Source organism: Flagellimonas marinaquae (genome assembly GCF_023716465.1).
In the GTDB taxonomy this organism is placed as follows: domain Bacteria; phylum Bacteroidota; class Bacteroidia; order Flavobacteriales; family Flavobacteriaceae; genus Flagellimonas; species Flagellimonas alginolytica.
Genome location: NZ_CP092415.1, coordinates 289,368 through 301,610 on the forward strand (window position 1 = coordinate 289,368; position 12,243 = coordinate 301,610).

Consider the following 12,243-nt stretch of genomic DNA (forward strand, 5'->3'; position numbering starts at 1 on the left):
TCCTTAACAAAAAAATAAAGTTTCCAACCGCATATATGCCGACCATTGTGTTTTAGGCACTTGTTTTCCACAAATAATGCCAGTACATTTGATGCTTAAATTAGAGACACCATGCCGAATACGCAAGAATTACAGGACCTGGTAGTACAGGTAAGAAGGGATATTTTAAGAATGGTGCACAAGGTAAATTCCGGACACCCCGGGGGATCTTTGGGCTGTACCGAATTTCTTGTTGCCCTCTACAACGACATTATGGATTTAAAAGATGGTTTTGATATGGATGGAATCGGAGAAGACCTTTTCTTCTTGTCCAATGGCCATATTTCACCGGTCTTTTATAGTGTTTTAGCTCGGAGAGGATACTTCCCTGTTGAAGAATTGAACACATTTAGATTAATCGATTCAAGATTACAGGGCCACCCCACCACACACGAAGGATTGCCCGGGGTCCGTGTGGCGTCCGGATCTTTGGGTCAAGGCATGTCGGTAGCCATTGGTGCCGCACTTGCAAAAAAATTAAATGGTGATGATCATTTGGTATTCAGCCTTCATGGCGATGGAGAACTACAGGAAGGACAAAACTGGGAAGCGATCATGTATGCGGCCGGAAATAAGGTCGACAATTTGATCGCTACCGTTGACCGCAATGGCAAACAAATAGATGGTGAAACGGAAGACGTACTTCCGTTGGGCGATGTAGCAGAAAAATTCAGGGTATTTGGATGGGACGTCATCGAACTGGAAAACGGCAACGATCTTGATGCCGTAATTGCCACCTTGAACCAAGCTAAGAGCAGAACTGGAAAAGGAAAGCCTGTTTGTATTGTGATGACAACCGAAATGGGCAATGGAGTAGACTTTATGATGCACACCCATGCATGGCACGGTAAAGCTCCGAACGATGAGCAATTGGCAAATGCATTGGAACAGAACCCAGAAACTTTAGGCGATTACTAATCTTAGAAACAGAAACAATGACTAAATATACAGATCAAGGAAAACAAGATACGAGAAGCGGATATGGTGCTGGTATGACGGAATTGGGGAGAACCAATCCAAATGTAGTAGCCCTCTGTGCCGACCTTGTAGGCTCCCTTAAAATAGAAACTTTTATTAAGGAAAACCCTGAGCGTTTCTTTCAAGTAGGTATTGCCGAAGCCAATATGATGGGAATTGCTGCAGGTCTGACCATCGGCGGTAAGATTCCTTTTGCATCCACGTTCGCAAATTTTGCAACAGGGCGGGTCTACGATCAAATTAGACAATCCATCGCATATTCGGACAAAAATGTAAAAATATGTGCCTCTCACGCCGGACTAACCCTAGGTGAAGATGGTGCAACACACCAAATTTTGGAAGACATAGGCCTTATGAAGATGCTACCGGGAATGACGGTCATCAACCCATGCGATTTTAACCAAACAAAAGCTGCCACCATTGCCATTGCGGAGCACCATGGTCCGGTTTATCTCCGTTTTGGAAGGCCCAAAGTGGCCAACTTTACTCCAGTGGACCAAAAATTTGAAATTGGAAAAGCTCTAATGCTCAACCAAGGGTCCGATGTCACCATAATCGCAACGGGACATTTGGTTTGGGAGGCCCTAATAGCTGCCGAAGCATTGGAAAACCAAGGTATATCGGCAGAAGTGATCAATATCCATACCATAAAACCTTTGGATGAAAAGGCAATTTTGGATTCCGTTAAAAAAACCGGATGTGTGGTAACGGCCGAGGAACACAATTATTTGGGAGGGCTTGGAGAAAGTGTTTCCAGAGTTCTGGCATCGCATAATCCTGCCCCACAAGAGTTTGTGGCAACTCAAGATACTTTTGGGGAAAGTGGCACTCCAGATCAGCTTATGGAGAAATACGGATTGAACAATAAAGCCATTGAAGCAGCCGTTTTAAAAGTGTTGAAGCGAAAATAGTTTCGATACGATATTCCTTTGGAATATTTTTTCAACCTTTTAAAAAACAACACTTATGAAAAAAACTTTTTTAGTAGCAGTTTTTGCTCTAATCGGAACAACGGTAATGGCCCAAAGTGGCTCTGGTTTTGGTATCAAGGCCGGTTTATCTTACAACAAGAACGGTGATTTGATCAGCTCGGTCGGAGAAGGTGGTTCCGATATTGTGGAAGGAGCCAAAGGTAAGGCCGGTTATCATTTTGGGTTTTGGGGCAAATTGGATTTTCCTAAAATCTATTTGAGACCTGAATTGGTGTATTCCAAAACCAAGAGTTCGTACGAGGTCGCAGGTGATTCTCAGGATTATGATGTCTCCAAATTGGATATGCCCGTTCTTTTAGGATATAAATTGATAGGCCCACTACATATTTTTGCCGGTCCTGCTTTCCAATATACGTTGAACAACGATTTGGGCGATCTTGAAATTGAAGATGTAAAAAATGATTTTACCGTAGGTTTAAATGCCGGTGTCGGCGTTAATTTGGGAAAATTGGGACTCGATGTTAGATATGAAAGAGGCTTCTCCGAAAACGAAGCTGAATTTATTGATGCAAATGTTGCCAATGTCGAAGGAAGGGTAGACTCCAGGCCTTCCCAAGTTATCTTTGCACTATCGCTCAAATTATAGGAATTGTTTTGACCATATAAAAAAAGCCCTGTTGGTACCAACAGGGCTTTTTTTATATTCTATTTACATCTACTACCAATCAATTGATATCGGGATCTAAATAATCCGGTGTACCATCACCATTCGAATCGGGATAGGGCAGTATAATATTGCCGTTCTCATCAGAAATTTCCTTTCTGGTCGAAACTCCGTCGCCATCATCGTCCGGGTCACGGAAGTTGGCAACCGGACTAAATCTTTCTTCATCGGCATTGGTATTATCATCCAGCAAATAACCATTTCCGTTCACATCTTCCAAAATAGACGGAATGCCATCATTATCGCTGTCGGTATCTTCCACATAAAGGCCTAGTTCTATTTTAAAAAGCACCGGCGCATAGGTTCCAGCGGTTCCTGCTGTACCATTGAACGCGGCCAAACCAGATGGCATAACAATAATGCCCAAACCACTATTGTTGATTTGATAGGTACCATCGGGATTATCCACCACTTGGTCGGTAGTCCCTGCTTTCATGTTGGAAATGCCATTAGCGTAGCCCCTGTATGTCGAAGGCAACTCCTGCCACGTAAAATCTTGATTTTCATCGAACAGCTCACCATCCAAGGCGGAACCTTGATATCTCACCAATGTTGAATCTGCATAGGTGGGGCTCCCCCCCTCGCCTTCACGAACCTCAATATAGTAATAGGTGTGCTCTACATCCGTTTCTTCTTCGCTCAAACCAAATTGGTTGGACGACACCTTTATGGTCAACGGAACCGCATCTTCCATTAATGGTTTCTTGCCCGCATTCTCCCCAGCAATGGTATCGATAACAATTTTATAATCGAAATCTGAAGGAGGGGTATCAAAATCCTCGTAGTTGTAAAAGTGGGTGTTCAAAAACTCTTTGATGGTTTCGTGATCTTCGGTCGCTACTTCGGCCAATAACCTAGGTGGCACCTCAACTACACCGTCATCGTCATCATTGTTACAGGATACGAGAGCGATCGCAAAACATAAGAAAATTGTAATTCCGTACCTCATCAAGTCAATTATTTAGGCGCGCAAGATACAATTTTCCGTTATTTTTGCTTTGTCCATTAACAAAGATTTGCGAAGACATGCGGATAGACAAGTTCCTTTGGTGCGTTAGATACTTTAAAACCCGGAGCATTGCATCCAATGCGGTAAAAAAAGGTCATGTAAAGGTAAACGGAAATGCTGTGAAGCCTTCCCGAGAGGTTTATCCCATGGATAAAATATTGGTCCGAAAAAACCAGATAGATTACCAACTTACCGTTTTGGACCTTCCGGATAGCCGCGTTGGTGCAAAACTGGTGGATATTTACCGAAAGGACACCACTCCCAAAGATGCTTTTGAACACAGCGAACTACTTCAATATGCAAAAAAACATTACCGTAAAAAGGGATTGGGAAGACCTACAAAAAAGGACCGTCGCGATTTGGACGACTTTATGGACGAACCGGAATAAACCGTTTTTATATCTTTGAACCAAGCATAATTTACCATGATAAACCGCATTCTTACCCACGACCAAATTCAGCATATTGCCAAACGAATCGCCTATCAGATCTATGAGACCAATGTGAACGAAAAGGAAATTGTTATCGCGGGCATAAATGGAAGTGGTTTAAGTTTTGCGAAAAAAATAATCGCCGTACTCAAAAAGATTACAGATTCGGAAATTGTGTTGTGCAAAGTGGATATGAACAAAAAAAATCCGTTGGAAAGTGGCGTGAGCACTTCACTTCCCGAAGCGGATTATCTTAACAAATCCATTGTATTGGTGGACGATGTACTTAATTCCGGAACAACGTTGATATATGGAACCCATCACTTTCTTAAAACACCCATAAAACAGCTTAAAACAGCTGTATTGGTGAACAGAAATCATAAAAAATACCCTATTAAGGCCGATTTTAAGGGCATTTCCCTATCTACCTCTTTGAACGAGCACATTAAGGTGGATTTTGAACCCAAAAACAACGCGGTCTATTTAGAGTAGCGAGAGTATTTTATTTACCGTAGTATCCGGGTCGTCCCCATTGCAATCCAAAATATGTTTGGCCTTGGCGTAATAGGGTCGGCGCTCGAACAAATGTTTTCCCACAAACTCCGGAAGTTCCGCATCTTCTATATTTTTGACCAGCGGTCGCTTGTCCTTGCCCTTTACTATTCTTTCCACTAAATTGGGAATGCCCAGGTTTAGGTAGATGGAATGATCGGATTTATTTAGGATTGTTTCCATATTATTTCCATAACAAGGTGTTCCTCCTCCGGTAGAAAGTATGATGGATTCATCTTTATCCAATACTTCGGAGAGTAGTTGATGTTCCAGTTTTCTAAAAAATATCTCTCCATGTTCAGAAAAAATATTTTTTATCGATTTTTTTTGATGTGCCTCGATATACTCGTCCAAGTCGATAAACTTAACATCTAAATGCCTGGCCAACAATCTTCCAACGGTCGACTTTCCGCTTGCCATATATCCTAGTAAAACCAATTTCATGTTTAAGAATTTTATCTGATTTTAAAAAAACACAAATTTATCATTAATTCACCTTGGAAAATAGATTATTGATGTTATATTTGCACCCGCTTAGCCAAACAGCTGGGCACTTAATGAAGACCTGATAGCTCAGTTGGTAGAGCATCTCCCTTTTAAGGAGAGGGTCCTGGGTTCGAGCCCCAGTCAGGTCACTTTTTAACAAACCATAAGATATCAAAATCCTGTAATCTAATTGATTTACAGGATTTTGCATTTTTTGGCATATCATTTAATTTGATATAAAATGGTTTAAAAGAGTTCACAAATCGTCAACATAAGTTTTTCAATTCGTCAACATGAAATTTTGGCATTGAAAATCGGACGATTTGACTGTATGGTTGATTTGACTTTCGTAGCAGATTGTTTAATTAAAAACTCGTCTCTATGAGATCAACTAACACATTTTCCATCCTAATTTGGCAATACGCCCAACGAGCAAATGCCAATAATGAAGCAAATCTTTACGCCAGAATCAGTCTTAACGGCAAAAAGGCCAACATCAGCCTGAAGAAAAAACTGAATGTCAATAGTTGGGACTCAAAAAAACAACGTGCCAAAGGCACCAAAGCATCAGCCAGATATTTAAACGAATACCTGGAGGAGGTCAGAATGGATGTTTTCCAACTGTACCGGAAACTGAAGGCGGAACATGGTCTAGTTACCGTGGAAAAGATTAAATCCCATTATCTTGGTGAGAACCAAAAGGCACATTATTTGAGTGAGGTCTTTGATTTCCACAATGAGACCAACAAGGAAAAATTGGCTCCCAAAACCCTTTGCCATTATAGTACCAATCAAAAGTATGTTCTTGAATTCATCAAACAACAATACAATAAAAATGATTATCCGTTACACGAACTTGATTATCCTTTCCTTTTGCGATTGGAGAGCTTCCTGCGCGCTTATGACCCAAAGAAACATTACAGAAAGTCCATTGCCAACAATGCTGTAATGAAACATATCCAACGTTTCAGAAAACAAATAAAGTTGGCAGTTGAACTGAATTGGTTGAAAGACGATCCATTTAAAAAATTTACCCCTAAAATGGAAAAAAGGCAGAGGGAGTTTCTGACTGAGGAAGAACTTAAGAACATTGTTCATTTAGAAATCACATGCGAGCGTCTTGAAATTGTAAAAGACCTTTTTCTTTTTAGTTGCTATACAGGTATTCCCTATGGAGACATCGTACAACTTACCCATAAAAATCTTGTCATCGGGATTGATGGGAATAAATGGATAACCGCAAAACGAAATAAAAACGGAGTTCCCTATGAACTCCCCTTATTGGATGTCCCGCTTTCTCTTGTAAATAAATACCTTGGACATGCAAGAACAAAAGCAACGGGTACCTTATTACCAAAAATATCCAACCAAAAATTAAACAGCTACCTAAAGGAGATTGCTGACCTGTGCAAGATCAAAAAGAATCTTACCTTCCATATGGCTCGCCACACCTTTGCAACGACCGTGACATTGTCAAATGGTGTTCCCATTGAGACAGTATCAAAAATGCTTGGCCATACCAAATTGGCAACAACTCAGATCTATGCACGTGTTATTGAAAAGAAGGTCAGCAATGATATGCAACAGCTTAGATCCAAGCTAAAAAATCAAAGTACCCAACAAAAAAAAGTAACACGTCCAAAATAAAAAATAATTCAGGTCCCAAGTCTTACCTTCGACTTTTCCATTTGGTTCCTATCGGCTTTTTGTGGTGTTTGGAAAGACAAGTTCAATTAACAGCTCCAATGAAACAACAGCCACTTAGTTAATTGATACTCTATACACTAAAGAAAGGTATTTGGGTTTTCACGCTCGCGTGAAAAAACGAATAGCAAGAGGGTGATGCGCAAATTGCGCCATCTCGGTTGCTTTCGGGTCTTCAACAAGTTGAAAACCAGTCGCTTGAATGGATTTTGGAATACTTGGCAAAAACAGGGGCTACAGTAGACTTTTCGGAAATCTACAGTAAATGCCCTCGGAGGCCCAATAAACACTGGGGATTTTTGACGAAAAAATTGAGGCAATTTGACGAAAAAACAAAATTGGGCCTTTGGAAAAGCAATCAACAAATGACAGAATAAAGAAAGGAACCGGTGGTCAAGAACAGTTTTGCAAAGAGTTATCTGAAGCTTGAAGTAATGGAATGGAGATTGAAACGGTATTAAATTGAAGCCAACAAAACTTTGGATTATCTCAAATAATGAGAAGAGTATATCGGATTAATAGTTAAAATTGCCTAGCTCAGTAGTATTAGTTAAGGGTAAGATATGGGCCTTGCAGCACTCCACTTCGTTGCGTTCGCCTTTTTTCTGGATTTCCATTTAGAACAAGGGAATTTTAACCCACAGTTTAATTGAACTTTCAGTGTAAAACGAGTCCACTGATTCTAAAAAGTTTACTTTTTCCGTACACTTAATTGGTTTCCCATTTAGACCCTTTATTACCCCTATAATTAAGTTAAATCACTCAATACCGATTGACCACTATTCCATCTTTACACCGAAAACCCAATTTTTAACGACTAGAAAATTCCTACATTTATAAAAGTTCAAATAAACGATTAACCACCATTCAAAACAAGAAATAGAATATTTGAGAAGTGCATTCGTAATATTGTTGTTTCATATGGGTCTTGCATCATTTGGACAAGAAATAATTCAAGAAAATGACTCCTTAATCCTGTGGAATAAAAATAGGCCCTTAACTTGGGATGATTTCAAGGGGCCGCCTACCCCAGTTAGGATACATAATAGGGCTGGTACCGGAATGACAATTCAATACATTAGCATGAAAAATGTTTATGGGCAAGTTGAGATTTATCCTCTATGTTATTTCCAAAAATGTCGTTCATGGACAAATACAAATGATTCCAAAACTTTAGAGCATGAGCAACTTCATTTTGACATTCAAGAGCTATACACAAGAAAATTGCGAAAATTATATAGTGAAGGAAACATTAATGATGAAGAAATTTACACCTCTACTTCCGATAGCATATATAATTTATGCCAATCGACGCAAGAAAAGTACGACTATGAAGTCTTGGTTAACTATCCAAAGTTTCTTGAATGGAGATTAAGAATATCGGAAGAATTGGATGAGCTAAAAGAATATGAGTACACCAAGGATTAATCACTCATAAAGTTCAAATAAACGATTACAATAAGAATGAAATACTATAACCTTCTAGTTTGCTTAGCCTTCTTTTTTTCTTTAACCGTAAAAAGTCAAAATTCTGAAATTGGGTTTAGAACTGGGGTAAACTTTGCCACATTGAGAACAGGAGACAATACTGGAACTGCAAATACAGGATCTATTGAATATTTGACTCGACTAAATTTCTCTATAACCTACGAACTTATATTTTCTAATCATTTTGGATTGGATGTAAGCCTAGGATATCAAGGTAGAGACGGTGGAGACTTTGATGAAGAAAGCAAACTGAGAATCGGAATTGACAACTTTAAAAGTAAATTGGACTACGTTAACGCCACTACTCTTTTTAGGTACTATCCGTTTAACGATCAACAATTTCAACCATTCATAACTCTAGGTCCAGGATTTTCCTATCTGATTAAGACTGATTAACTTGGTAATGAAATTGCGGAAGAAAACATTCGAAGTAAACTAGATATTTCATCCATTGCTGGAATCGGGGCTAAGTTTTCTTTAAACGAGAACCTTAAGTTTGAAGTATTAGGTGGATTTGGCAGAGGATGGAGTAAAACTATTCGACAACAAAATGAAAGCCTATTTAATCAAATGTTCTGGTTTTCTGTTGGACTCAAGAAATATATTCGATGAGTTAAAGTGAGTATCCATTAAATCAAACAACATTTAAATAAACGATTCAAAAATATTATTCAAGGACTATCTCATAAATCATTGACTCATTTTTGTTCAACTCTAGTCAATTCCTTGCTACAATCATCCGAACTTGATGTTTCTAGGACATTTTCTTTTACTATGATGGTTTCATCCCTCCAAGTTTCCGTTCCCATAGTATTTCTCCATTTCACCTGTCCCACATAGGTGCCAGGGGTTTGCTGAGAAAGATGGAATCCTACTTCATCCAAGGTGAACTTGTACCTTCCAAGCCCCCCTAGTTTTGAATACCGTCCCTCTATTTCGCCTTTTTCATTGGTATAAAAAGTAACTACACGTCCGTCACATCCTTCCCATGATCCAATGATATTGGAATCGGTGGAAGTCACTATTGGGTTTATGGATTTACAGTTGACCCATGTGCCCAAGCCTAGGAACAATAATACGATGAACTTGAATTTCTTTGCTTTCATTAGTCTTTTCTTTGATATTTCTCTTTCATAAATTCAAAATACATATAACCAAAACGGTCGTACCAGTCTTCAACCCCGTACTTGGCCTCACAAATATTGAGTTCCATCATGGCATCGGCCAAGCTCTGAAGAAACTCGCCATATTTTTTGTCATAAGCCTGTTCAAGTTCTGTAACGGATTTTTCTATATTTCTTCGTTGGGTTTGCCAGGCCAATCCACCTACTCCACTGGGGGTAAAACCAGATACGTCATCACCAAAAGAAATTGCGGCATTGGAAAAGTCCTTAGTGCATTTATAGATCGTGGCAAGCTTTTCAAACTGGTATCGCATGTTGTTAAACTTCTTTCGGGCCTCCAGAAAACATTCGGCGCACTCTTGATCTTCCTCTTCAGAGATTTCCCCATTATCATCAAAATACAAATCGGCGCAAATGGAAGGGATGGAGGGCGCCTGGGCCGGCGGAGTGGAACTGATACATTTACCCAATCCGTTGTTATAGGTATCATAGAGCAATTTAACGTTGCCCCATTGTTTCCGTATCGTAGAGATGGTCTTGTCTAGATCCTTGACTGTTTTGTCCACAGCTTTGCGCTCGCTTTCCAAGGCCGCCAATTGGCTCATGACCATGGCATGTTTTGAATTTTGTTGCTCCTTCCAATTTTCAAACTCTTCCATGGTCAACACGGCGCCCCCATCTTGTCCAAAGCTTGATAATGGCATTAATGATAGAAGCACCAAAACCACTGCAGTCCCTTTTCCTTTTCTTCCCATAAGCTTTCCTGCCAAAATACCAATGACCAGTAAAGCAACCCCAAGGGCAATGTACAACAGGTAATTGGTCCCACCTCCATCACCGCTCGTCCCAGCAGCTTCATTCGGTGAGGGTTCACCACTGGATGTCATTTCATCTTCATTGATCGACCTAAAGGCACTGCCCAAATAGGTTTTTTTTTCGGGGCTGGCCACTACGGCAATGGTATAGATTGAATTGTTGGGTTGCTCCGGCTCTATTTTTATTCCAAAACTTCCCCAGGTGCGTATTTTGAAGTCCGCTACCCCATCTCGCGCATTGACAGTGTTTTGTTGGGCCTGCACGGCTTCCCAATTATCTTTTGCCAAACTTACTTTTAATGGAGTGCCGTCTACACTGGTCACCAAAACGTCAACAAAATTATAAAGGTCGTGCCCGGTAACGCAGTGGTACATTGCGGAATCCTTTAGTCTATTAAAATAAACAATGCCCAATTCCCCTTCGTGCCCCGCTCTAGTGTCTGCCAAGAGTTTTAGTTCCACAGGTTGAATCGCTTTGTCCAAGGTAAAAGGTTGGGCAGATCCTTGAAATGCACCAATGAGCAAGAGGCCAAACAACAAGATGTTTTGCAATGGTTTCATCTTAATTTATTTTTGGTAGTGATCAATAAGATAGTTGGCAATTTTGTAAGTATTCTGTTTCTGTTCTTCCCTTTGGGAATCCGTCAGTTTTGGGCCACTGGTGTTCAAATAACTATAGCTGATATTTATTGGGTTTTCATAGTTGGTATTTAACAGGAGCAGGAAGCCTTGTACCGGATGTCTTTTTATATAGGTATCGCCAGATTCACTGATGCTCACATCGACCATCTCGTTCTTCAGCCCACTTTCTATTTCATCTTCGACAATATTTTTGTCTCCCCATTTTTCTAAGCTTATTCCGTAGTTGACCGTAAAATTGCCTGGATGGGTCACTTTATACCAACAATTTCCTTGATAGTTGCTTTGTTCTTCTACTTGACCATCGCTGTATCCCAAAGCTTCCGCCAATTGGGAGGGGGTAAGTTTGCAATCTGCATTTGGCGTGTATAGTTGGGCATAGTCCCCTTTTTGCTCCAAATCCATTGTGCTGGCAGCTTCCAATTTTAGATCTGTCCCAGAACTCTCTGTAGTTGATTTTTCCTCTTTACTGGTATTGCCGCAAGCAGCTATTAGCAACACGCCCAAAAAGGCAATGGTTATGTTTGATACTTTCATAATGATGTTATTATGTTTCTTAAGGCACTCCTATTTTTGAATTTGGCTTACTGTTAAGCCTATTCATCAATTCTATCAACTTTAATATTCGCTATCTCCAATGGTTCATACTTGATATAATAGTTCTCTGCCCCCGCTATAATCGGACTTATCTTTATCTCTCTGCTATCACCAATAAAATCGAACATAATTTCGTCGTATTGGTTATTGATGAACCACGTATCGTTATATCTTCCTGTGACATTGGTCATCACTTTTTTGTTTCCGTATTCCCCAGGTTTAAGTTTGATGATCACGCGGTATCTCTGTCCGGCCTCTGGATTGAATTGCAAAACCAGATACCTCATTTCAGGCAGAAACCCTGGTGCTCCATTATTTACTCGCGGATAATATTTGTTTTCTGGATACACACTGATGTATCTAGGGGACTGCTCAAATTTTCCAAAATATGACACTACCTTCATATCCTTATCGGTCATTCGTCCAGGTTCAATTTCCCATGATTTGTTATACTTAAGCCTTAACAACGCAGAACGGTCATATGTGGTTGCGGGAAGTTTTGCTATTTGTTTTGCATTAAGGCTTTCAAATTTTTTCACGTCTATCCTTTGTGGTTTGGCAATGATTTTATTGCTCAAATCTATTTTGGAGGTCTGAGAAATATTGATGTTTGTGTTCTTGGGCAACTTTTGGGCATGCAGCGTGCAAATACCTGTTACCATGGTGGCCAATAATAATTTAACAATTGATTTCATAAGCTTATTTAATTGAATTGATTAAGATCT

General features: G+C 39.9%; 14 protein-coding genes and 1 tRNA gene. 9 read left to right on the forward strand and 6 right to left on the reverse strand.

Translation table 11 applies throughout. The annotated features are described in order from the left end of the window. Positions 1 to 111: 111 nt before the first annotated feature. From MJO53_RS01295 to MJO53_RS01305, 3 genes are read left to right on the forward strand one after another with little or no spacing between them, the layout of a single operon-like run. A complete protein-coding gene (locus MJO53_RS01295; protein WP_252080134.1) occupies positions 112 to 957 on the forward strand; it encodes a transketolase in 846 nt (281 codons plus the stop codon). A gap of 17 nt (positions 958 to 974) precedes the next feature. Further along, a complete protein-coding gene (locus MJO53_RS01300; RefSeq protein WP_224837716.1) occupies positions 975 to 1,928 on the forward strand; it encodes a transketolase family protein in 954 nt (317 codons plus the stop codon). Positions 1,929 to 1,983: 55 nt separating this feature from the next. Beyond that, the gene (locus tag MJO53_RS01305; RefSeq protein WP_252080135.1) at positions 1,984 to 2,595 is read left to right on the forward strand and encodes an outer membrane beta-barrel protein; all 612 of its coding nucleotides are present in this window, start codon (positions 1,984 to 1,986) and stop codon (positions 2,593 to 2,595) included. 79 nt (positions 2,596 to 2,674) lie between these two features. Here the strand turns inward: MJO53_RS01305 and MJO53_RS01310 are convergent, their stop codons facing one another. Beyond that, positions 2,675 to 3,622 (reverse strand): FKBP-type peptidyl-prolyl cis-trans isomerase, encoded by a 948-nt coding sequence (locus tag MJO53_RS01310; RefSeq protein ID WP_252080137.1) that lies wholly within the window; start codon positions 3,620 to 3,622, stop codon positions 2,675 to 2,677. 77 nt (positions 3,623 to 3,699) lie between these two features. Between MJO53_RS01310 and MJO53_RS01315 the strand changes: the two genes are divergently transcribed. Both MJO53_RS01315 and MJO53_RS01320 read left to right on the forward strand, forming a co-directional pair. Beyond that, complete coding sequence (locus tag MJO53_RS01315) at positions 3,700 to 4,071, forward strand: RNA-binding S4 domain-containing protein (RefSeq protein ID WP_252080139.1); 372 nt, start codon at positions 3,700 to 3,702, stop codon at positions 4,069 to 4,071. A 36-nt stretch (positions 4,072 to 4,107) separates the two neighbouring features. Beyond that, complete coding sequence (locus MJO53_RS01320) at positions 4,108 to 4,605, forward strand: phosphoribosyltransferase family protein (RefSeq protein WP_224837720.1); 498 nt, start codon at positions 4,108 to 4,110, stop codon at positions 4,603 to 4,605. On the opposite strand, the gene MJO53_RS01325 is transcribed toward MJO53_RS01320, so the two are convergent. Beyond that, the gene (locus tag MJO53_RS01325) at positions 4,597 to 5,109 is read right to left on the reverse strand and encodes a shikimate kinase (protein WP_252080140.1); all 513 of its coding nucleotides are present in this window, start codon (positions 5,107 to 5,109) and stop codon (positions 4,597 to 4,599) included. The two genes, MJO53_RS01320 and MJO53_RS01325, sit on opposite strands and share 9 nt — an antisense overlap. Positions 5,110 to 5,227: 118 nt before the next feature. Here MJO53_RS01325 and MJO53_RS01330 point away from each other — a divergent pair. The 4 genes from MJO53_RS01330 (at position 5,228) to MJO53_RS01345 (ending at position 8,739) form a co-directional block, all read left to right on the forward strand. Beyond that, positions 5,228 to 5,300: transfer RNA gene (locus tag MJO53_RS01330), tRNA-Lys, on the forward strand. A 232-nt stretch (positions 5,301 to 5,532) separates the two neighbouring features. Continuing rightward, a complete protein-coding gene (locus MJO53_RS01335; protein ID WP_252080141.1) occupies positions 5,533 to 6,798 on the forward strand; it encodes a site-specific integrase in 1,266 nt (421 codons plus the stop codon). A 1,281-nt stretch (positions 6,799 to 8,079) separates the two neighbouring features. Then, entirely contained in the window at positions 8,080 to 8,283 is a 204-nt protein-coding gene (locus MJO53_RS01340; protein ID WP_252080143.1) for a hypothetical protein, read from the forward strand. A 36-nt stretch (positions 8,284 to 8,319) separates the two neighbouring features. Then, entirely contained in the window at positions 8,320 to 8,739 is a 420-nt protein-coding gene (locus tag MJO53_RS01345; protein WP_252080145.1) for an outer membrane beta-barrel protein, read from the forward strand. Positions 8,740 to 9,041: 302 nt separating this feature from the next. Here MJO53_RS01345 and MJO53_RS01350 read toward each other — a convergent pair whose 3' ends face one another. The 4 genes from MJO53_RS01350 to MJO53_RS01365 are packed head-to-tail and all read right to left on the reverse strand — an operon-like array spanning position 9,042 to position 12,213. Continuing rightward, entirely contained in the window at positions 9,042 to 9,449 is a 408-nt protein-coding gene (locus MJO53_RS01350) for a hypothetical protein (RefSeq protein ID WP_252080146.1), read from the reverse strand. Beyond that, positions 9,449 to 10,843, reverse strand: coding sequence for a hypothetical protein (locus MJO53_RS01355; protein WP_252080147.1), 1,395 nt, complete (start codon positions 10,841 to 10,843; stop codon positions 9,449 to 9,451). Before MJO53_RS01355 ends, MJO53_RS01350 begins: the two co-directional genes overlap by 1 nt. Positions 10,844 to 10,849: 6 nt before the next feature. After that, positions 10,850 to 11,458, reverse strand: a complete 609-nt coding sequence (locus tag MJO53_RS01360) for a hypothetical protein (protein ID WP_252080148.1) — start codon at positions 11,456 to 11,458, stop codon at positions 10,850 to 10,852. 59 nt (positions 11,459 to 11,517) lie between these two features. Next, a complete protein-coding gene (locus MJO53_RS01365; protein ID WP_252080149.1) occupies positions 11,518 to 12,213 on the reverse strand; it encodes a hypothetical protein in 696 nt (231 codons plus the stop codon). Positions 12,214 to 12,243: the final 30 nt, after the last annotated feature.

Bases quoted from the DNA above. Each gene is read 5' to 3' on its own strand.
- MJO53_RS01295 (WP_252080134.1), top strand. From the start codon at position 112: ATGCCGAATACGCAAGAATTACAGGACCTGGTAGTACAGGTAAGAAGG.
- MJO53_RS01300 (WP_224837716.1), top strand. From the start codon at position 975: ATGACTAAATATACAGATCAAGGAAAACAAGATACGAGAAGCGGATAT.
- MJO53_RS01305 (WP_252080135.1), top strand. From the start codon at position 1,984: ATGAAAAAAACTTTTTTAGTAGCAGTTTTTGCTCTAATCGGAACAACG.
- MJO53_RS01310 (WP_252080137.1), bottom strand. From the start codon at position 3,622: ATGAGGTACGGAATTACAATTTTCTTATGTTTTGCGATCGCTCTCGTA.
- MJO53_RS01315 (WP_252080139.1), top strand. From the start codon at position 3,700: ATGCGGATAGACAAGTTCCTTTGGTGCGTTAGATACTTTAAAACCCGG.
- MJO53_RS01320 (WP_224837720.1), top strand. From the start codon at position 4,108: ATGATAAACCGCATTCTTACCCACGACCAAATTCAGCATATTGCCAAA.
- MJO53_RS01325 (WP_252080140.1), bottom strand. From the start codon at position 5,109: ATGAAATTGGTTTTACTAGGATATATGGCAAGCGGAAAGTCGACCGTT.
- MJO53_RS01335 (WP_252080141.1), top strand. From the start codon at position 5,533: ATGAGATCAACTAACACATTTTCCATCCTAATTTGGCAATACGCCCAA.
- MJO53_RS01345 (WP_252080145.1), top strand. From the start codon at position 8,320: ATGAAATACTATAACCTTCTAGTTTGCTTAGCCTTCTTTTTTTCTTTA.
- MJO53_RS01350 (WP_252080146.1), bottom strand. From the start codon at position 9,449: ATGAAAGCAAAGAAATTCAAGTTCATCGTATTATTGTTCCTAGGCTTG.
- MJO53_RS01355 (WP_252080147.1), bottom strand. From the start codon at position 10,843: ATGAAACCATTGCAAAACATCTTGTTGTTTGGCCTCTTGCTCATTGGT.
- MJO53_RS01360 (WP_252080148.1), bottom strand. From the start codon at position 11,458: ATGAAAGTATCAAACATAACCATTGCCTTTTTGGGCGTGTTGCTAATA.
- MJO53_RS01365 (WP_252080149.1), bottom strand. From the start codon at position 12,213: ATGAAATCAATTGTTAAATTATTATTGGCCACCATGGTAACAGGTATT.